The organism is Rhizobium glycinendophyticum, from assembly GCF_006443685.1.
In the GTDB taxonomy this organism is placed as follows: Bacteria; Pseudomonadota; Alphaproteobacteria; order Rhizobiales; family Rhizobiaceae; genus Allorhizobium; species Allorhizobium glycinendophyticum.
The window spans coordinates 445454-466837 of the sequence record NZ_VFYP01000002.1; the positions used below are offsets into that span (position 1 = coordinate 445454).

At 58.2% G+C, this 21384-nt stretch carries 16 protein-coding genes; 9 read left to right on the forward strand and 7 right to left on the reverse strand.

Features of this window, described 5'->3' with window-relative positions:
- Positions 1-74 precede the first annotated feature (74 nt).
- From FJQ55_RS23445 to bfr, 5 genes are all read left to right on the forward strand, one after another.
- On the forward strand, positions 75-1019 hold the full coding sequence (locus FJQ55_RS23445) for an ImuA family protein (RefSeq protein ID WP_167507745.1): 945 nt from the start codon (positions 75-77) through the stop codon (positions 1017-1019).
- Positions 907-2496 carry a Y-family DNA polymerase gene (locus FJQ55_RS16740; protein WP_167507750.1) on the forward strand — a complete coding sequence of 530 codons (1590 nt, stop codon included), beginning with the start codon at positions 907-909 and terminating at the stop codon, positions 2494-2496. The genes FJQ55_RS23445 and FJQ55_RS16740 overlap by 113 nt, the downstream gene beginning before the upstream one ends.
- Positions 2493-5870, forward strand: a complete 3378-nt coding sequence (locus tag FJQ55_RS16745) for an error-prone DNA polymerase (protein ID WP_140829910.1) — start codon at positions 2493-2495, stop codon at positions 5868-5870. The genes FJQ55_RS16740 and FJQ55_RS16745 overlap by 4 nt, the downstream gene beginning before the upstream one ends.
- 99 nt (positions 5871-5969) lie before the next feature.
- Positions 5970-6290, forward strand: coding sequence for a (2Fe-2S)-binding protein (locus FJQ55_RS16750; protein ID WP_140830083.1), 321 nt, complete (start codon positions 5970-5972; stop codon positions 6288-6290).
- A gap of 205 nt (positions 6291-6495) precedes the next feature.
- Complete coding sequence (gene bfr, locus FJQ55_RS16755; RefSeq protein WP_140829912.1) at positions 6496-6981, forward strand: bacterioferritin; 486 nt, start codon at positions 6496-6498, stop codon at positions 6979-6981.
- Positions 6982-7121: 140 nt separating this feature from the next.
- Here the strand turns inward: bfr and acs are convergent, their stop codons facing one another.
- Positions 7122-9074, reverse strand: coding sequence for an acetate--CoA ligase (gene acs / locus FJQ55_RS16760; protein ID WP_140829913.1), 1953 nt, complete (start codon positions 9072-9074; stop codon positions 7122-7124).
- A 232-nt stretch (positions 9075-9306) separates the two neighbouring features.
- On the opposite strand from acs, the gene FJQ55_RS16765 reads away from it, so the two are divergent.
- A complete protein-coding gene (locus tag FJQ55_RS16765) occupies positions 9307-10014 on the forward strand; it encodes a DUF1013 domain-containing protein (RefSeq protein ID WP_062281665.1) in 708 nt (235 codons plus the stop codon).
- 93 nt (positions 10015-10107) lie between these two features.
- Here FJQ55_RS16765 and FJQ55_RS16770 read toward each other — a convergent pair whose 3' ends face one another.
- A complete protein-coding gene (locus tag FJQ55_RS16770; protein WP_140829915.1) occupies positions 10108-12042 on the reverse strand; it encodes a propionyl-CoA synthetase in 1935 nt (644 codons plus the stop codon).
- Between the two features lie 111 nt (positions 12043-12153).
- Positions 12154-12813: a YggS family pyridoxal phosphate-dependent enzyme gene (locus FJQ55_RS16775; RefSeq protein ID WP_140829916.1), complete on the reverse strand. Its 660-nt coding sequence runs from the start codon at positions 12811-12813 to the stop codon at positions 12154-12156.
- A 190-nt stretch (positions 12814-13003) separates the two neighbouring features.
- On the opposite strand from FJQ55_RS16775, the gene leuS reads away from it, so the two are divergent.
- The 3 genes from leuS to holA are packed head-to-tail and all read left to right on the forward strand — an operon-like array spanning position 13004 to position 17185.
- Entirely contained in the window at positions 13004-15625 is a 2622-nt protein-coding gene (gene leuS / locus FJQ55_RS16780; RefSeq protein WP_140829918.1) for a leucine--tRNA ligase, read from the forward strand.
- 16 nt (positions 15626-15641) lie between these two features.
- Positions 15642-16130, forward strand: a complete 489-nt coding sequence (locus FJQ55_RS16785) for a hypothetical protein (RefSeq protein ID WP_167507746.1) — start codon at positions 15642-15644, stop codon at positions 16128-16130.
- A gap of 8 nt (positions 16131-16138) precedes the next feature.
- On the forward strand, positions 16139-17185 hold the full coding sequence (gene holA / locus FJQ55_RS16790; RefSeq protein WP_140829921.1) for a DNA polymerase III subunit delta: 1047 nt from the start codon (positions 16139-16141) through the stop codon (positions 17183-17185).
- On the opposite strand, the gene FJQ55_RS16795 is transcribed toward holA, so the two are convergent.
- From FJQ55_RS16795 to mnmG, 4 genes are read right to left on the reverse strand one after another with little or no spacing between them, the layout of a single operon-like run.
- Positions 17182-18066 (reverse strand): ParB/RepB/Spo0J family partition protein, encoded by an 885-nt coding sequence (locus FJQ55_RS16795; protein ID WP_140829923.1) that lies wholly within the window; start codon positions 18064-18066, stop codon positions 17182-17184. The two genes, holA and FJQ55_RS16795, sit on opposite strands and share 4 nt — an antisense overlap.
- 18 nt (positions 18067-18084) lie before the next feature.
- Positions 18085-18879, reverse strand: coding sequence for a ParA family protein (locus FJQ55_RS16800; RefSeq protein WP_140829925.1), 795 nt, complete (start codon positions 18877-18879; stop codon positions 18085-18087).
- A gap of 15 nt (positions 18880-18894) precedes the next feature.
- Entirely contained in the window at positions 18895-19518 is a 624-nt protein-coding gene (rsmG, locus tag FJQ55_RS16805) for a 16S rRNA (guanine(527)-N(7))-methyltransferase RsmG (protein WP_246085166.1), read from the reverse strand.
- Positions 19515-21380 (reverse strand): tRNA uridine-5-carboxymethylaminomethyl(34) synthesis enzyme MnmG, encoded by a 1866-nt coding sequence (mnmG, locus tag FJQ55_RS16810; RefSeq protein WP_140829927.1) that lies wholly within the window; start codon positions 21378-21380, stop codon positions 19515-19517. The genes rsmG and mnmG overlap by 4 nt, the downstream gene beginning before the upstream one ends.
- Between the last annotated feature and the right edge of the window lie 4 nt (positions 21381-21384).

Genomic DNA, 21384 nt, shown 5'->3' on the forward strand with positions numbered 1-21384 from the left:
TCCGGTTGACTCTTTTGTCGAGCTCTGGAATCTCTAGGAACATATAGAGAACATCTGATGTAGGAGAGACCGTCATGGGCTTGGGCCCTCAGGCGAATGGAGAGCTTTTTACCCTGCGGCAAGCCATTGCCCGCATCGAGGGAAAGCCACACCATGACGCCCGTCTGGCCGCAGGACTTAACGTGGAGAACGAGCCCCAAAGGCGGGGCAACACAGGGCATGAGGGCGTTGATCTGTCGAGATTCACTTTCGAAAGCCTGACGACGGACCTGTTGATGCCGGGCATGATGGTCGAGTTGCGGGGTGAGCGGCTACAGCAGGCCGGCACCACCACCGGATTTGCGCTTGCGTTGGCGATCATGGGCGCCGAACCGGCGACGGGTGGCCCTTCAAAGCGTTTGCTTTTCATCGCCGATCCGCAGGTCGTACGGGAAGCTGGCCTCATCTACGCTCCTGGATTGGTGGATTTCGGGCTGGAGCCTGCCGAACTGGTGCACGCGCTGCCACGACGCATCGAAGATGCGCTTTGGCTGGCAGAAGCGGCTCTGACATCCCGAGCCTTTTCCACCGTTGTGCTCGAAGTGTTTGGGAACCCGAAGAAATTCGGCCTGACCGAGAGCCGGCGCCTCAGCCTGAAGGCCCGTGGCACCGGTGGCAGGCTATTTGTGCTGCGGCAGGCAGGAGAAGAAGAGGCCTCGAGCGCCTCGCTTCGCCTGTCTGTCCAAACCGCACCGGCGGCGGCGCGCTTCCTCGCCGACGGAACCCTGCTGGGCGGCAGCATCGGGTTTCCTGCCTTTCGTATCCTTGCCGAGAAGTCCCGATACTTGGGACAGACCGAGCTAATCCTGGAGTGGAACCCTGATGACCGCCGCCTTCGCCCCCTCACTGATGCAGGATCAACCGGTATTGGATCGCCGGATTCTCTGCCTCTACTTCCCACGGCTCGCGACAGATCGCATCGCGCGCCGGCGATGGGGTCTGTCGTGGCGTTCAGCCCTATCCTCGACCGGGCATCCTGAAAAGCCACCCCTCGTCTGTGCCGCCCGCACCGCCAATGTCATGCGGCTGACCGCACTCGATGAAGTAGCCGAAGGCTTTGGCCTGCGCATAGGCCAGGGTTTGGCAGAGGCCCGGGCCATCTGCGCAGCGCTGGATGTCGTTGAAGCCGATCCGGCAGCGGATCGGGCCTTCCTTGAGGCGATTGCAGACTGGTGTGACCGTTACACACCCCTGGTGGCACTGGATGGAGAAGATGGCCTTGCGCTCGACATCACCGGCTGTGCCCACCTGTTTGGCGGCGAAATCTGCCTTGTCGAGGATCTTGCCGGACGGCTGACGGGGTTTGGCCTTGCTGTGCAGGTGTCGGTCGCCTCGACCCCGGGCCTCGCCCGCGCCGTCAGCCGGTTCGGCGGACCGCGGGTGATTGTCGGTCCTGAAGCCTCGAACATTCTTAGGCCGATGCCGGTAGCAGCCCTTCGTCTCGAGCCACAAACCGTCATGGATCTGGCAAGGGTCGGCCTGAAAACCATTGGCGATCTCCTCGCTGCCGCCCGCGCGCCAATCACCCGTCGTTTCGGTCGCACGCCGCTGTTGCGGCTCGATCAGGCACTGGGCCGGGAAGGGGAGGCCATCTCGCCACGCCGGACGCCGGCACTGCTTTCTGCAGAAAGACGACTGGCCGAACCGATTGTCGCAGAAGACCATATTCTGGACCTTGCAGGACGTCTCGCTGCAGGCTTGAAAGCTGCCCTGGAAGCTAGAAACGAAGGTGGACGCCTGTTCGAACTGCTGATCTTTCGTGTGGACGGCCGCGTCTTTCGCATCGAAGTCGGCGCATCTGCTCCATTGCGCGATCCTCATCGCATCAAGGCCCTCTTCAAGGAGCGCCTGTCTGTCCTGAAGGACGAACTGGAGGCAGGATACGGTTTCGAACTGTTGCGCCTCAACGTGCTGTTGAGCGAACCTTTTGAAATTCGTCAGGCCCGTCTTGTAGAGGAGGAAGAGGAGGAAGAGGAGGACGAACATCTCACACGCTTCCTGGATCAGGTATTTGCGCGCCTCGGCGAAAGGGCGCTTCGTCTGCCGGTATCCCTCGCCAGCCATTGGCCGGATCGCGCGGCAACCCATGCGCCGCTCACCGACGGATTGAAAACACTGGGCCGTCGAGACGGCGAGCAGGCCATGAAGCCCCCCGTGAGGGGAATCAGGCCTTTGCGTCTGCTCACCCGCCCTGAGGAGGTGGAGGTCATGTCCTCGGTACCTGATGGTCCGCCTGCGAGCTTTCGCTGGCGACGGGTTCAGCGCCGTATCACGCGCGCCGAGGGGCCTGAGCGTCTCGCTCCTGAATGGTGGGTAGATGGTGAGAATGCGGAACCGCGTGATTATTTCCGCATCGAGGACACGATCGGTCAGCGCTACTGGCTGTATCGCAAAGGGCTTTACGAGCGGGAAACGGAGAATCGTCCCACCTGGTTTCTTCAGGGGATGTTTTCGTGACACCCCCCGTCTCCACGAACGAGCACCCATTTTACGAGATTGGTCTGAAGAGCAATTTTTCCTTCCTCGACGGAGCCTCGCATGCCGAGGAACTGGTCCAGCAGGCTCTGGACCTCGGCCTTCGCGGCATTGGTCTTGCAGATGTGAACACCGTCTCTGGCGTCGTGCGGCTTCACGCCTCGGCCAAGCAGAAGGGGCTAGCCTTTCGGCCCGGAGCGCGCCTTGTCTTCGCCGACGATACGCCGGAACTTCTCGCCTATCCCATCGATCGCAAAGGCTGGGGCAATCTCTGTCGCCTGCTGAGTGTTGGAAATCTGCGCTCGCAAAAAGGCGTCTGCACGCTCTACCAGGCAGACCTCCTGGAATGGTCTGGCAATCTCCTCTTTGTCGCCATGTCGCCACCCTTGCCGGAGGTGGGTGACAGCGAAGCTCTTGAGCTTCGTCTGCAAAGCCTGCTGCCGACCTTGAAGGACAAGCTCCATCTGGCACTCACCCCGCGTCATGACGGCCTGGATCGCAAGACATTTGCAGAACTGGAACTCATAAGCCGCAACCTGCGCCTGCCATTGGTTGCCACCAATGACGCCCTCTATCACGCACCGGAGCGAAAACCTCTCGCCGATGTGGTTGTCGCCATCCGTGAGCATGTGGGGGTAGCGGAAGCAGGGTTCCGGCTGCATGCCCATGCCGAACGTCATCTCAAAAGTGGCCGGGAGATGTCCCGACTTCTGCGAGGATATCCGGAGGCCATCGCCAATAACATCAGGTTTTTTGGCCGGCTAAATTTTTCACTCGATGAACTGGCCCATCAATATCCAGACGAAAGCTTCGGGGCAGAATCGCCGGCGTTGGCCTTGCGCAGGTTGACCTATGAAGGCGCCAGAAACCGTTATCCCGAAGGCGTTCCGGAAAAGGTACTCGGCTTGCTCGATTACGAGCTGAAGCTCATCGCAGATAAACGCTACGAGCCCTATTTTCTAACCGTCTACCGCATCGTCTGCCACGCTCGCGAGAGCGGGATCCTATGTCAGGGGCGGGGATCGGCGGCGAATTCCGCTGTCTGTTTCTGTCTTGGAATTACAGAGGTCGATCCGCAAAAGACGACGCTTCTGTTTGACCGCTTCATCTCCACAGAGCGTGATGAACCACCCGATATCGACGTGGATTTCGAGCATGAGAAGCGGGAGGATGTAATTCAGTTCATCTATCAGACTTATGGCCGTGAACATGCCGCACTCACGGCTGCCGTCATCAGTTACCGCGCGCGCTCGGCCGGCCGCGAAGTGGCAAAAGCCTTTGGTCTGTCTGAGGATGTCCAGTCCGCTCTGGCCGGCTCGATCTGGGGCTGGTGGACGAGTGATTTTACCGAGCAACAGGCGAATGCCGCCGGGCTCGACCTGAAGGACCCCACCACGCGCCGGGTGCTTTCCTATGCCCAGGCTCTGCAAGGTTTCCCGCGCCACCTTTCCCAGCATGTCGGCGGCTTCGTCATTACCCGCGACCGGCTGGATGAAGTTGTGCCGATCATGAACACGGCTGATGGCCGATATATGGTCGAGTGGGACAAGGATGATCTGGACACGCTGAAGATCTTGAAAATTGACGTGCTGGCTCTCGGTATGCTGACATGTCTCGCCAAAGCCTTCGCTCTTCTATCAAAGCATTACGATCGGCACGAGAGCCTCGCTTCCGTCAACGCGGACCAGTGTTCGGAAGTCTACGACATGATTTGCCGGGCCGATACACTCGGGGTCTTCCAGATCGAAAGCCGCGCCCAGATGAGCATGCTGCCACGGCTCAAACCCCGCATATTCTATGATCTCGTGATCGAGGTCGCGATTGTTCGCCCCGGCCCGATCCAGGGCAACATGGTTCATCCCTATCTCAAGCGCCGGGAAGATTCCCTTGCGGGCAAGGAGATCGACTACCCCAGTCCGGAACTGCGCGGTGTTCTGGAACGGACGCTGGGTGTGCCTCTTTTCCAGGAACAAGCAATGCAGATCGCCATCACCGCTGCCGGCTTCACGCCGGCTGAAGCCGATAAATTGCGCCGTGCTATGGCCACCTTCCGCCGCACCGGTCAGGTCTCGAGTTTTCAAAAGCGCATGATTGAGGGCATGGTCGCACGCAATTACGATCCGGAGTTTGCCGCCCGCTGCTTCAGCCAGATCGAAGGTTTCGGCGAATACGGGTTTCCCGAAAGCCATGCGGCCTCCTTTGCCTTGCTGGTTTATGTCTCCTGCTGGTTTAAGGCCTATTATCCCGACGTTTTCTGCGCCGCGATCCTAAACTCCCAACCCATGGGTTTTTATGCCCCAGCACAACTGGTGCGCGATGCGCGTGAACATGGCGTCGACGTGAGGCCGGTCGATGTCAATCATTCCCATTGGGATTGCGGGCTTGAAGCCGGGGTCGATGGGATCCCCGTTTTTGATCCCAACCGCATCGCACCGCGTCATCGCTCTATGACTTCCGTGATCAGAACCAAGCAGGCCGTGCGCCTCGGCTTCCGCCAGATCAAGGGTCTGTCCCAGGCGGATATGGAGCGTCTGGTGGCGTGCAGGGGTGAAGGCTATGATTCTGTCCGCGATCTTTGGCTGCGCACCCGCCTTCCCCGCAGCGTCATCGAAAAACTGGCCGATGCCGACGCCTTTTCCTCCCTCGGCCTGTCCCGCCGCGATGCGCTGTGGGCAGCCCAGGCGCTCGATGCAGAAGCGGCCATCGAGGTTTTGCCACTTTTCGAGACGGCACCCCTCGAAAACCTGCAGCAAGAGGCCGAGGTTGCACTGCCGCGCATGCTGCCGGGGGAGGAGGTCTTGAGCGATTATCGAACGCTCACTTTCTCGCTGAAAGCTCATCCTATTTCTTTTCTGCGCCCAGACATGCGAAAGGCTGGATTGAAATCAGCCTTGGATCTGGAGACCCTGCCCCATGGCGCCAAAGTCACCGTCGCAGGCTTGGTCCTGGTGCGCCAACGGCCAGGTTCAGCGAAGGGCGTAATTTTCATGACGCTTGAGGACGAAACGGGCACCACGAATGTCATCGTGTGGCCGAAGATCTTCGAACGCTACCGGCCCATCGTGATGGGGGCCCGCCTCGTTTGCCTTCGCGGCAGACTGCAAAAGGCCCATGGCGTGATCCATGTAGTTGCCGACCATCTGGTCGATGCGACACAACGCCTCGGCCTGCTGCAGAAGGATTTGGCAGCGTTCAGCACACTGGCTCATGCCGACGAAGTCCGAAGGCCGGGCGTCGATCAGCGCCAGGTCATGCGCCAGAAACAAGCACCTCCGGTCGTGGCGGCCCCGCCTCCCGGCCATCCACGCAGAAGTGCCATGGCCGATTTACTGCCCAAGGGACGCAATTTCCACTGACATTTGGACGGCTGACGTGTCTGCGAATTTTCTTGACAAAGAGCATAAGGTTTACCAGAAAGGAGAGAGTAAGTGTCATGTTTGACGGTTCCCGATCCCATGCTGGTCTGCAGCTGCAATTACATCACCGACAAGGACATCAAGGCAGTCATCAATGAACTGCTGGATGAAGACTGTTGGCAGCTGATCGTTCCGGGCAAGGTCTACCATGCCATGGGCAAGCGGGGTCGTTGCTGTGGCTGTTTCCCGAACGTGGTCGACCTGATCATCAAGACCACCGCCGAATACCATGCGGCACGCAAGACCGAAGAAACCAAGGTCGTCAATTTCATGGAACGTCTGAAGCTGTTCCATGAAGAGCAGAAAGTCGCGCTCGCAGAGCGGCGTCAGGCTATGGTCGCCGCCCGTCGCGTAGGCTGATCTATCTTCAATATTTCCAATAGCTCTCGGAGCGCGACGTCAGTCCTTGGTGCCTGATCACCCTCTTGTGCAATACCATGTTCGACTGATGAAGGCATGACTTTGCTAACGCCTTAGAATTAGAATCCTTCTAAAAAGGCATCTCGACAGAGCGTCCCGTCAACGCTAGTGTTCCCGAATTACACTCACGCAAAGGACGACGAAGATGAAGGGTGATCCCAAGGTCATTGAGCAGCTCAACGAAGCGCTGTTTCTCGAGCTCGGCGCTGTCAACCAGTACTGGCTGCATTACCGGCTGCTCAACGACTGGGGCTACACGAAGCTCGCCAAGAAGGAGCGGGCTGAATCGATCGAGGAAATGCAGCACGCTGACAAGATCATCGACCGCATCATCTTCCTGGAAGGCCATCCCAATCTGCAGACCGTGGCGCCGCTGCGTATCGGCCAGAATGTCAAGGAAGTGCTGGAAGCCGATCTCGCCGGCGAGTACGACGCCCGCACTGCCTACAAAGCCTCGCGCGACATCTGTCACGCTGCCGGCGATTATGTATCCATGAAACTCTTCGAGACTCTGCTGATGGATGAAGAAGGCCACATCGACTTCCTCGAAACCCAATTGGATCTGCTCGCCAAGATTGGCGAAGAGAAATACGGCCAGCTCAATGCCGAATCAGCGGATTCTGCCGATTAACAACCTTAAGTCGGCTTGGCGCTCGCGGCCGACCCAGCTGAACACAATCACAAAAAGCCCGAAGGTTGAGAACAACCTTCGGGCTTTTTGCTGACAGCAGATAAAAAACATCCGACGTCGACGACGCTGGATGTTGCAGTTCATGCGCTTCGGTTCTGCCGGTTTGCGATGAGATCATCAACGACACCGGGATCGGCAAGCGTGGACGTATCGCCGAGTGCGCCGAAATCATCCTCAGCAATCTTACGCAGAATGCGCCGCATGATCTTGCCTGAGCGCGTCTTTGGAAGTCCAGGCGCGAACTGGATCTTGTCGGGGCTTGCAATCGGCCCGATCTCCGAGCGCACATGCTTGACCAGATCGGCGCGCAGCGTCTCGTTGCCTTCATGTCCCGACATCAACGTGACATAGCAATAGATGCCCTGGCCCTTGATGCTGTGTGGATAACCGACGACAGCGGCTTCCGACACCAAATGGTGCGAGACGAGGGCGGATTCGACTTCGGCCGTACCAAGCCGATGTCCTGAGACATTCAGCACGTCGTCCACGCGTCCCGTAATCCAGTAATAGCCGTCCTCGTCGCGACGGCAGCCGTCACCGGTAAAATACTTACCCTTGTAGGTTGAGAAGTACGTCTGGACGAAACGTTCATGGTCGCCATAGACCGAACGCGCCTGGCCGGGCCAGCTGTCGGTAATGCAAAGATTGCCGTCGGTGGCACCCTCTAGCACCTTGCCTTCGTTGTCGACCAGTTCCGGCTTCACCCCGAAGAAGGGGCGGGTTGCCGAACCGGGCTTCAGCGGCGTGGCACCCGGTAGCGGTGTGATCATGATGCCACCTGTTTCCGTTTGCCACCAGGTATCAACGACCGGCGACTTCTGTTCACCGACGACGTTGTAATACCACTCCCAGGCTTCTGGATTGATCGGTTCGCCGACGGAACCCAGGAGGCGCAGCGACGAGCGGTTCGAACGCTTGACGAACTCGTCACCGGCTCCCATCAGCGACCGGATCGCCGTCGGCGCGGTGTAGAAGATGTTCACCTTGTGCTTCTCCACCACTTCCCAGAACCGCCCCTGGTCGGGGAAGGTTGGCACGCCTTCGAACATCAGCGTCGTCGCGCAATTGGCGAGCGGCCCATAGACGATGTAGGAGTGGCCGGTTACCCAGCCGACGTCAGCCGTGCACCAGTAGATATCGCCGTCGTGATAATCGAAAACATATTCGTGTGTCATGGACGCGTAGACGAGATACCCGCCCGTGGTGTGCATCACACCCTTCGGCTTGCCCGTCGAACCCGATGTGTAGAGGATGAACAGTGGATCTTCCGCCTTCATCTTCACCGGCGGGCAATCGGCCTTCACGGTATGCACTTCCTGGTGATGCCAGAGATCGCGGCCCGGCGCCCAGCCGATCTTGCCGCCGGTGCGACGCACGACCAGTACCTTGTTGACGATGACATACTGCTTGGCTGCAATGTCGATCGCGATGTCGGTGTTTTCCTTGAGAGGGACGGGCTTGCCGCCGCGCACCCCTTCGTCACAGGTGATGACGAAGGTCGATTCGCAGTCGACGATGCGGCCCGCCAGCGCTTCCGGTGAGAAGCCGCCAAACACGACGGAGTGGATGGCCCCGATGCGAGCACAGGCCAGCATGGCATAGGTCGCTTCAGGGATCATCGGCATGTAGATGGTGACGCGGTCACCCTTCTTCACGCCGTGTTTCTTCAAGACGTTCGCCATCCGGCAAACATGCTCGTAGAGCTCGTTATACGTAATCTTCTTGTCGATATAGGGGTTGTCACCTTCCCAGATGATGGCGGTACGCTCGCCATGCGTCTTCAGGTGACGGTCGATGCAGTTGTAGGAGACGTTCGTCAGGCCGTCCTCGAACCATTTGATCGGGACCTTGCCCTTGAACGAGGTGTTCTTGACCTTCGTATAGGGCTTGAACCAGTCAATGCGCTTGCCGTGCTTGCCCCAGAACTTTTCCGGGTCTTCGACGCTTTCCTCGTACCACTTCAGGTACTTGTCCTCATCGATCAGCGCCTGTGCCTTCGCTGATTTCAGCACCGGATAGGTTTTGGCTGACATGAATTCCTCCCATGTTGACGGGCCACTCCAAATGACCAGGACCGTCCTCCCCGGCCTATTGCGGCTATTCATATCAGGAGAAATTCGGCCAGCAATTAGACAAAGGTCATTCGTGTCTTGGAGAATTGCAATTTCGTTACATTATCGCTATAAGGACGCCGAATTCCCGGAAATAGTGGTTTAAACCCACGGCCCGCGACAACCGGCGCGGACGTTCAGAAGGATTGTATCCATGGCCCAGACACTGCTCATGCCGAAGGCGACTGCCGTATGGCTCGTCGACAACACCGCGCTGTCATTCGACCAGATTGCGCAGTTCTGCAAACTGCATCCGCTCGAAGTGAAAGCGATTGCAGATGGCGAAGCAGCCCAGGGCATCAAGGGTCTCGATCCGATCGCCACCGGCCAGCTGTCGCGTGATGAGATCGTCAAGGCCGAGAAGGATCCGAACCACAAGCTGAAGCTTTCGGAACCGAAGGTACGCGTACCGGATTCCAAACGTCGTGGCCCGCGTTACACGCCGGTATCCAAGCGTCAGGACCGCCCCAATGCTATCCTTTGGCTGGTGCGCAATCATCCGGAACTGAAGGACGCCCAGATCTCGCGTCTCGTCGGCACGACCAAGTCGACAATCGAACAGATCCGCGAGCGCACTCACTGGAACTCCACCAACCTCGCGCCGATGGATCCGGTGACACTTGGCCTTTGCAGCCAGATCGATCTGGATCTGGAAGTGGAAAAGGCGTCGAAGGGCCGTCCGCTGCCCACCGCGGCTGAACTTGGCGCCACGCTGCAGTCGACCCTCGAAACGGAGAATCTCCCCTTCGGCTATGGCCGCGAGGAAGAGAAGGAAAAGGAAATCGACGCCAACGCCGTTTTTGCCAAGCTCCAGTCGCTCAAGTCAGACCGTCGCAACGACGACGAAGACGACCAGTACTGAGCCTCATACGGCAATCGCCAACGAGACCCCGGCACCATCTGGTGACCGGGGTTTTCTTTTATCGAAGCCGGCAGAAAATTACGCGCTAGCCGATTATCCGGCTGCAGCCTTGGCAGCGACGGGCACTTGGCCATGGGCTTGCAGAACGGCCGTGATCTCGTCGAGGATTGCCGGATCATCAATCGTTGCCGGCATCTTCCACGGCAGACCGTCGGCGATCTTCTGCATCGTCCCGCGTAGGATTTTGCCCGATCGTGTTTTTGGCAGACGATCAACCATCAAAACCATCTTGAAGGCGGCAACAGGTCCGATTTCGTCCCGTACGAGCTGGACGACCTCCTTGGCGATCACCGCGTGGTCGCGGTGGACATTCTTCTTAAGAACAAGGAACCCGCAAGGGATCTGTCCCTTCAATTCGTCAGCAATGCCGATGACGGCGCATTCGGCGACATCCGGATGCATGGCACAAACCTCTTCCATGCCGCCGGTCGACAGACGATGCCCTGCGCAGTTGATGATGTCATCCGTACGCGCCATGACGAAAACATAGCCGTCCTCATCGATGATCCCGGCATCTGCGGTCTTGTAGTATCCCGGAAATTCTTCCAGGCAGGACGCACGGAACCGTTCGTCCGCATTCCAGAACGACACCAGGCAGCCCGGAGGCAGGGGAAGCTTCGCCACGATATTGCCAAGTGTGCCCGGGGGAACGGGATGACCCGCGTCATCCAGCACATCCAGCGCGTAACCAGGCATCGGCTTGGTTGGCGAGCCATGCTTGACGGGGAGTAGCCCCAGCCCTACCGGATTGGCCGCTATGGCCCAACCCGTCTCGGTTTGCCACCAATGATCTATAACCGGGATCTTGAGCTTCGCTTCAGCCCATTTCAGAGTTTCCGGATCCGCGCGCTCACCCGCCAGGAAGAGTGCGCGCAATCCGGAAAGATCGTAGCGGGCGATATGTTCGCCCTCAGGATCGTCACGGCGGATCGCCCGGAAAGCAGTGGGTGCCGTAAACAGCACTTTCACATCGTGATCACTGATGACGCGCCAGAAAGTCCCGGCATCGGGGGTGCCCACCGGCTTGCCTTCAAAGATGACTGTCGCATTGCCGGAGAGAAGGGGGCCATAGACGATGTAGGAATGGCCGACGACCCAACCGATATCCGACGCGGCCCAGAACACTTCGCCCGGTTTCACGCCGTAGATATTGCGCATAGTCCAGTTGAGCGCGACCATGTGGCCGCCCGTGTCACGAACGACGCCCTTGGGCTGTCCGGTCGTTCCCGAGGTGTAGAGGATATAGAGGGGGTCGGTGGCCTCAACGGTAACACATTCGACGAGCCTGCCCGTCAACTTCTCTTGTTCAACCGCCTGAGCCAGGTCGATGTCGCCGTGCTCATAACGCAGGGGCGCATGATACTGATCCCGCTGCAACACAAGACAATAATCCGGCTTTACCTTCGCCATATCGATCGCCTGGTCGAGCAGCGGCTTGTAGGGAACGATCCGCCCCGGTTCCAGCCCACAGCTGGCCCCGATTACAACCTTGGCACCGGAATCGTCGATACGGGTGGCAAGTTCATGAGCTGCAAATCCGCCGAAGACGACGGAATGCACGGCGCCGATCCGGGCGCAGGCCAGCATCGCGAAGACGGCCTCTGGAATCATCGGCATATAGATGATGACCCGGTCGCCCTTCATTACTCCGTGGTTGCGCAGAACGCCCGCAATGGCTGAAATCTCGGTCAAGGCGTCGTTGTAAGTGAAGCGTGCGGTCTGCCCGGTCATGGGGCTATCATAGATGACGGCAGTCTCATCGCCCCTGCCTGCGGCGATATGCCGGTCAATGCAGTTATAGCAGGTGTTGGTCTTGCCTCCCGCAAACCAGCGTCCGTAGGCGCCCAGCGTCTCGTCGAAAACCCCCTCCGGCGGGTTGTACCAGTGGATATCCTCGGCAGCCCTGGCCCAGAATGCTTTCGGATCCGCCTCCCAAGCGGAATAGATGTCCAGGTAGCTTTCGTGCATGGCAACCCTCCCAAGGCATGGCCGGCCCTTCGGCCTTTGCCCCCGATCTTAAGATTGCCGGCCCTGCGTGAGAAGCCAGACCAAAGCGCTATGCCGAAGGTCTAAGAACCCTCAGCGGCTGCCGAAGATGGCAGACCCGACCCGAACGCTGGTGGCACCAAAAGCGATGGCGGTCTCGAAGTCCCCCGACATGCCCATGGATAGTTTTTCGAGGTTGTTTTCGCCAGCGAGCTTGGCGAGAAGCGCAAAGTGTGGCCCGGGGTTCTCGTCCACCGGTGGGATACACATCAGACCTTCAACCTGCAGGCCCAAGTCCTCGCGACACATCGCCACGAAACTTGCCACATCATCTGGCGCGATGCCGGCTTTTTGCGGCTCCAGCCCCGTATTGACCTGCACATAAACGCGCAATCGACGGCGCTGTGCCGCCATCTCGGCCGCCAACGCTCGGGCAATCTTTTCACGATCGACACTTTCGATCACGTCGAACAGAGCAACCGCATCAGCAGCCTTGTTCGACTGCAGTGGCCCAATTAGATGCAGTTCGATCTCAGGTGTATCCGTCTTGAGCGCCGGCCATTTTCCTTGAGCCTCCTGAACCCGATTTTCGCCGAACACCCTCTGACCCGCTTCGATCGCCGGCAGGATGTCGGGCGCGTCAAAAGTCTTGGACACCGCGACCAGTTGGATGGAATCCGGCTCACGACCCGATTCCCGGGCGGCCACTGCGATCTTTGAGCGAACCTCGCCCAGCCTTTGTTCGACAGACATTGAAATTCCTCGTCCCGCTACCCACGACATGGGGCAATCATGCATTTCTGCAATGGGTTAAGCGCCTCGGCCTCGCATGGCAAGACGGGGCGATCGACGATCAGTGAAGCGCCTCAAAAACTTGACGCTTGGGCCGTTTCGTGATGAAGGTCAGCCCTCCTTTTTGACGCTATTTCCGGAACTGCAATCCATGGCCACCGAACGTTATAACCCGCGCGATGCCGAACCCCGTTGGCAGGCCAAATGGGCCGAGGAGAAGGTCTTCGAGACTGACAACGCGGACCCGCGTGAGAAATACTACGTGCTCGAGATGTTTCCCTATCCCTCGGGACGGATCCATATGGGCCATGTGCGCAACTATGCCATGGGCGACGTCGTTGCACGCTACAAGCGCGCGCGTGGCTATAATGTCTTGCATCCCATGGGTTGGGACGCCTTCGGCATGCCGGCAGAAAACGCGGCGATGAAGAACAAGGTCCACCCCAAGGCCTGGACCTACGAAAATATCGCGACGATGCGCGGCCAACTGAAGTCCATGGGCCTATCGCTCGACTGGTCGCGTGAATTTGCAACTTGCGACGTCGATTATTATCATCGCCAACAGCACCTTTTCCTCGATTTCATGGAAAAGGGTCTGGTCTACCGCAAAAATTCCAAGGTCAACTGGGATCCCGAAGACATGACCGTGCTCGCAAATGAGCAGGTTATCGACGGCCGTGGCTGGCGTTCGGGCGCTTTGGTGGAACAGCGGGAACTGACACAGTGGTTCTTCAAGATCACTGACTTCAGCCAGGACCTGCTCGATGCACTGGATGAGCTTGACCAATGGCCTGAAAAGGTCCGGCTGATGCAGAAGAACTGGATCGGCCGGTCGGAAGGCATGCTGGTCCGCTGGGAAGTCGCATCCGGTAGCCAGGAAAAAGAAGTAACCGTTTATACGACACGCCCCGATACCTTGTTCGGCGCATCGTTCCTGGCCATTGCCGCCGATCATCCAATGGCGCGCGAAGTCTCGGCAACCAATCCGGACGTAGATGTCTTCTGCCAGGAGTGCCGCCATGCAGGGACATCCCTGGCAGCCCTAGAGACTGCCGAGAAGAGGGGAATCGACACCGGCATCCGTGTCAAGCATCCGCTTGACCCCAATTGGGAGCTGCCCGTCTACGTCGCAAACTTTGTCCTGATGGAATATGGGACGGGCGCTATCTTTGGCTGCCCGTCGGGCGACCAGCGCGACCTTGATTTCGCGCGCAAATATGATCTCCCGGTAGTTCCGGTGGTAATGCCGAAGGAAGGGGACGCAGCCTCCTTCGTGATTGGCGATACTGCCTTTACTGATGACGGCGTGATGATCAATTCCCGCTTCCTGGACGGTCTTTCGACAGCGGAAGCCTTCGAAGAAGTGGCCAAGCGTCTGTCCAGCCAATCGCTCGGCAATGCACCGCAGGGTGAGCGCAAGGTCAATTTCCGTCTGCGTGACTGGGGTATTTCACGTCAGCGTTACTGGGGTTGCCCGATCCCGGTCATCCATTGCGATGATTGCGGCGTCGTGCCAGTGCCGAAGTCGGACCTCCCCGTTCGCTTGCCCGACGACGTCACCTTCGACAAGCCAGGCAATCCATTGGACCGTCATTTGACATGGCGCCATGTTGCCTGCCCCTGCTGCGGCAAGGATGCACGGCGTGAAACAGACACGATGGACACCTTCGTCGATTCAAGTTGGTATTACGCCCGCTTTACCGCACCTTGGGAAAACAATCCGACCGATGTCACCGCCGCCAACAAATGGCTGCCGGTCGACCAGTATATTGGTGGGATCGAGCACGCGATCCTTCACCTGCTCTATTCGCGCTTCTTTACCCGCGCGATGCGCGAAACCGGCCACGTTGACATCAAGGAGCCGTTCAAGGGTCTGTTCACTCAGGGCATGGTCGTCCACGAGACCTACAGCATCGGTGAAGGCCTGGAGCGCGAGTGGGTGGCTCCGGCCGATCTGAAGATCGAGGAAATTGACGGGAACCGTCGGGCCTATCTGGCGTCCAACGGTCAAGAGGTACGCATCGGCTCCATCGAAAAGATGTCGAAGTCAAAGAAAAATGTCGTCGATCCAGACGACATCATCTCCTCCTATGGCGCGGACACGGCTCGCTTCTTCGTACTGTCAGACTCACCGCCGGATCGGGACGTGATCTGGTCCGAGGCAGGGGTCGAAGGTGCTCACCGATTCGTTCAGCGCGTTTGGCGTCTGCTGTCAGAGGCAGCTTCCGAATTGCAAGGAGTTGCTGCGAATCCGGCTAAGGAGGGCGTAGGGCTGGACGTATCGCGCGCAGCGCACAAGACCCTGATGGCGGTGCAGAGCGATCTCGACAAGCTGGCGTTCAACAAGGCTATCGCGCGGATCTACGAACTCGTCAATTCGCTGGCATCATCGTTTACCCAAGTCGCCGCCGGCAAAGCCGACGCGGCATTGAAGGGTGCTGTCAGGGATGCGGCCGAGATTCTCATACACCTCATCGCGCCGATGACGCCGCATCTGGCCGAAGAGTGCTGGACTTTGCTGGGTAATAAAGAGCTTGTCGCGCGCACCTCGTGGCCACGTTACGACGAGGCTCTGGTCGCGGAGAACGAAGTGACTCTGCCTGTGCAGATCAACGGCAAGAAGCGGGCGGAATTGACAATCGCGCGTGACGCGGATCAAAGTGCCGTGAGCCAAGCGGTTCTTGAACTCGATGCGGTTCGCACTGCGCTGAGCGGTCAAGCACCGAAGAAGATCATCGTCGTTCCGGGAAGGATCGTAAACATTGTTCTCTGAACCTCGGAAGTCTAAAATGCTGCGACGCTCGGTTTTGATCGCAGGCGCACTGCTTCTCGCAGGATGTCAGGCGCGTCCCCTCTACCAGGATCCGGACGGCAGGACGAAGGCCACCTTGGCGGCGATCGCCTACTCTCCCGCGGATTCAAGGGTTGGTCTGGAAACCCGTAACCGTCTCCTCTTCCTTACGACCGGCGGGGCTGAATCGACGACACCGCAATACCGGGTAGAGTTGGATGTCACCAGTACGGTCGAAGGCGTTCTGCTCGATCGTGCTGCCGACACTGCAAACGCGGGCAGGGCAGTCGCTACTGGCACTTACACCCTCAAGAGGATTTCCGACGACACGGTCGTGAAGTCCGGACGCCGTCAAGCCGTTGCGCTCTTCGACTATCCGCGCCAGGAATTCGCCAAGTTGCGTTCTGTTCGGGATGCCGAGACACGGGCCGCCCGTGAACTGGCGGAACTGATTTACGCAGATCTGACCATGGCCTTGGGTCGCTAAAGGCGGCCATGGCAGAGATCAAATCCCACGAGGTCGATAGCTTCCTGCAGAAGCAAGCGAAACTATATCGCATCTTTATCGTCTATGGCCCGGATAAGGGATTGGTAGCGGAACGGGCAATCGCTCTGGCGGCGGTGACCGGCGTGGATCTGAACGACGGCTTCGCTTTGATAAAACTGGATATCAGTGACATCCAGAGCGACCCCGGCCGACTTCTCGACGAGGTGAATTCCTTCGGCCTCTTTGGCGGCGAAAAGCTGATCTGGATCCGCGGCGCATCCAATGAAAAGCAGTTGGTAGACGCGCTCCAACATCTGGGAAGTCACCCTCCCGAAGGGAGCTATGTCATTGTCGAGGCCGGCGACCTGAAGAAGGGCTCGGCACTCAGGAAAGTTGGCGAGTCTCATCGTTCGGTCGCTTCCATCGCTTGCTACCACGACGACGCACGTGCGCTGAACGCATTGGTCGATCAGGAATTGGCATCGGCCAATCTGCGCATCACGCCAGCGGCTCGGGAATTGCTTCTCGCATCGATAGGCGGCGACCGAGTCGCCTCCCGAAATGAGATCCGCAAGCTCGTCCTTTACTGCCTGCACGACGAGTTAGTCGATGAACAGCACGTGCTTGACATCATTGGCGACGCGAGCGCCACGTCAACGGACGAGGTAGTGGATGCCGTTTTGAACGGGGATGCTGACGCATTCCTGCATGCTGTCCAGAAGGTGATTGCGTCAAAGACGGCGATATTTCTGGTCTTGCAGTCGACAATGAAACAATTTCAGATGCTTGAGGCCATGCGCCTTGAGATGGACGACAAACAGCAGCAGGTGGCCCAGGTCATGCAGACTCTTGGCCGAGGCATTCATTTTCGCAGAAAGCCCGTCGTCGAAAAGACGTTACGCAGCTGGAACAGTGCGGATCTGGGACGTGAGGCTTCGAAACTGCAGTCGGCCATCCTCATTGGACGCCAGCGCGCCTCGCTTGAAGGCGAGGCGGCAATTCAAACACTCTTGGCAACCACCCTGCAATCCGCTCGTCGCAATCGGCGCGCTTAACGCGCTTCGAGAAGCCTGCAGATCTCCTCGAGCTGATCAAGTGACCCGTAGTTGATCTTCATCTGGCCACCGCTGCCTTTGTGGCTGATGGAAACCTGCAACCCCAGACGATCGGACAGGCTACGCTCGAGCGCGATCGTGTCGGAATCTTTCTGGCCACGAGGTTCTGCCGGGGAAGGCGCGGTCTGCGCTTTGATGTGGTTCTGCGCCAGCTTCTCCGCGTCACGTACCGACATACCCTTGGCAGTGATGACCTTGGCAAGGCTGACGGGGTCCGGTGTCGACACTAGCGCGCGGGCGTGGCCTGCGGAGAGGGTACCCTCGGCGAGCATGTCGCGGACGGGTTCCGGCAACTTCAACAGACGCAGACTGTTGGCCACATGACTACGGCTCTTCCCGATAATCTCACCCAGATCATTCTGGGTATAGCCGTGTTCGGCGATCAGCTGGTCATAACCAAGCGCCTCTTCCAACGGATTAAGATCGGCCCGTTGAACGTTCTCTACGATTGCCAACTCCAGGGCCGTCCGATCATCGACGTCGCGAATAATCACGGGGATTTCCACGAGTCCGGCAAGTTGCGCGGCCCGCCAGCGGCGCTCACCGGCGATGATCTCATAACGATTACTACCCGCGATCGTGCGAACGACCACCGGCTGCACAATCCCATGCTGCCTGATAGAGCCGGCAAGATCCTGAAGTTCCGCCTCATCGAAATAGCGACGAGGATTTTTTGGGCTCCGCGAGACAAATTCGATCGGAAGGGTACGATCCGGATTGACGCTGGGGCGCGTGTCGCCAACGGGAATGGGCTGGTCCATCTCCCCGATCAACGCTGCCAGGCCGCGCCCAAGGCGCCGCTTCGATACGTCTTCACTCATACTCTTATCCCCGTAGAATTAGGCCGCTTTGCGCAGCCGTTCGCGCTGGATGACTTCTGAAGCCAGTTGGAGGTAAGCCTGGCTTCCGGCGCATTTCAAATCGTAAAGGATGGCAGGCTTGCCGTAAGAGGGTGCCTCTGAAACCCGAACATTGCGTGGAATGAGCGTCGTATAGACCTTCTCACCCAGATGTTCACGAACATCGTTCACGACCTGCTGCGCCAGATTGTTGCGGGAATCGAACATCGTCAGCACGATGCCCTGAATGTCGAGGGTCGGATTCACGGTTTGTCGCACCTGATTGATCGTCTCGAGCAACTGGCTAAGTCCCTCCAGAGCGAAGAATTCACACTGCAACGGCACAAGTACCGAATGCGCAGCGGCCATCGCGTTCATTGTCAGCAAATTGAACGACGGAGGGCAGTCGAGCAGGACATAGCTGTAGGCCTTTGCATCATCGAGATTGAGCGCCTTGCGCAACCGAAAAACCCTGTCCGCCTGCTGCGAGATTTCCATCTCGAAACCCAGGAGGTCCATAGTGGAGGGAATAATGGAAAGGTTAGGCACAGCCGTTTCAAGAACCGCCTGAGAAACCGAATGGGTTCCTACCAAGATATCATAGGACGACAAAACACGATCGCGTCGATCGATGCCGAGACCCGTGCTTGCATTGCCCTGAGGATCAAGATCAACGATCAGAACACGCTCGCCGATCGCCGCAAGCGCGGTTGCCAGATTAATGGCAGTCGTCGTCTTCCCAACGCCGCCTTTTTGATTGGCAATGGTGATGATGCGGTTCTTTGCGATGTTCATCTGGCACCCGAGTTCTTAGGCCCTGCGCTCAAGCGAAGAGATTTCCAGGATGACTGAATCTGCCTCGACGACGCTCTCGTGTATTATCAGATCAAACGCCCATCGACCACGCGCTTTCTCGATCTCGGCCCGATAATCCCTACCTTTGTGGAAGAGCATCTTCATCGCGGAGTTCTGTAGGCCCCAGGGTTCGCTGAAGCTAAAAAGCTGATCAAGGTCTGCAAGGGCGCGGGCGGAAATAACGTCTGGTGCCTTCAGGGTGTTCTGCGCATCTTCAATGCGAAGCGGGTGGACTGACCCCCGGCCCCCGGTCTCGATCAGGGCCATGCGCAGAAAGCTACATTTCTTATGGTTGCTCTCCACCATATGGACCCAACCTTCACCTTGCTCTGCGAGTGTGATCGCAGTGACGATGCCTGGAAATCCGCCGCCGCTGCCCAAGTCAATCCAGTTTGCCGGAGCCGCAACTATATTTCGGAGTTGCAACGAGTCTGCAATATGACGCGTCCAGAGCTGTTCAGTCGTTGAGGGCGCCACTAGATTGATTTTCGACGCCCATTTCAGGAATAATGCAGCAAATTTCTCGAGTCGGTTCTGCGTTTCACGTGAAACATTAGCTATTCGGTCTTGTTTATTCACGACGCCAACCGATCCACGGATTTCCGCAACAGCGTGATCAACAGTGCGACTGCCGCAGGGGTCATCCCCTCAATCCGAGCCGCTTGAGCAATATTGTTTGGCCGTTGGCGGGTGAGCTTCAGTTTCAGCTCATTGGACAGTCCCGAGATAGAGTCAAAATCGAAGTCGGCGGGAATAATCCGAGCCTCTTCTGACGTCACGCGCGCAATGTCCGTGGCCTGACGTTCCAGATAAACTGCATAAAGGGCATCAATCCGCACGGCTTCCGCGATGGGTGCTTCCACGGCCACGAGCGCTGGCCATAGCCGGCAAATATCATCCCACGATCTATCTGGATAAGAAAGAACCTCCGCCGCCGTCCGCCGCCGTCCATCTTGATTCACGGAGATACCTGCTGCTTCCATCTCTTTGGGAGACGCAGTCAGATTTTCCAGCTGCAGGGACAATGTCGTGCGTTTCTGAGAATAGGATAAGAAACGCGCTGCACGTGCCGCGCCAACGCAGCCGATCTTCATCCCTTTCGGGGTCAAACGCATATCGGCGTTGTCCGCCCGCAGCGACAAACGGTATTCCGCCCGAGAGGTGAACATGCGATAGGGCTCCGTTACACCGCGGGTGGTCAGATCATCAATCATGACCCCAATATAAGAATCGGTCCGGCTAAAGTGGACAGGCTCTCGCGCAGACGCGAAGAGCGCTGCGTTGATTCCTGCAACCAGACCTTGAGCGCCCGCTTCTTCGTAGCCGGTAGTGCCATTGATTTGACCAGCCAGATACAGGCCCTTCGCGGACTTTACAGCCAAAGACAAATCAAGTTGCGTCGGATCGACAAAATCATACTCTATGGCGTAGCCAAACTGGCGGATCTGAACCTGCTCCAATCCTGGTATGGAGCGGATCATTGCCTCCTGAACATCTTCTGGTAGAGACGTCGAGATCCCATTCGGATAGACCGTGTCGTCATCCAGGCCCTCCGGTTCAAGGAAAACCTGGTGACCCTCGCGATCACCAAAACGATTGATCTTGTCCTCGATCGAGGGGCAATATCGGGGGCCAATGCCTTCTATCTGGCCAGAATACATCGCGGAGCGGTGGATATTTTCTCTTATGATGCGGTGAGTCTCTGCCGTGGTTCGCGTAATCCCGCAGCTGATCTGTCTCGTCTCGATGCGATCAGTCATGAAGGAGAAGGGCCTGGGAACCTCATCCGCCTCCTGCATCTCAAGCCGATCCCAAGCAATCGTTCGGCCATCAAGGCGGGCTGGCGTCCCGGTCTTCAGCCGTCCCAGCTTCAGGCCAAGAGCTGCAAGATCGTCGCTGAGACCGAGGCTCGGCGCTTCTCCGGCGCGACCTGCAGGTGTCCTGCGATCACCGATATGAATCAATCCTTTGAGGAAAGTCCCTGTGGTGAGGACGACAGCATTTGCAAGAACCAATTCGCCGGACTCAAGAACCACGCCGTTTATTTCGCTTCCGACTCGGTTCAGCGCAACAACACCCCCTTCAGCAATGGAAAGATGTGGGTATTCCGTGAGAATGTCCTGGACCGCAGCTTTGTAGAGGCCTCGATCAGCCTGCGTGCGCGGGCCCCAGACAGCCGGACCCTTCTTTCGGTTCAGCATGCGAAACTGAATACCACCGCGATCTGCCGCTCTGGCCATCACACCGTCAAGGGCATCAATCTCGCGCACCAGATGGCCCTTGCCCAGACCGCCTATTGCCGGATTACAAGACATCGTCCCAATGGTATCGCGCCTGTGTGTCACCAGCAGGGTTGATGCGCCCATGCGAGCAGCAGCTGCCGCAGCCTCTGTGCCAGCATGTCCCCCGCCAACGACTATGACGTCATAATGCGTTGCCATGTAA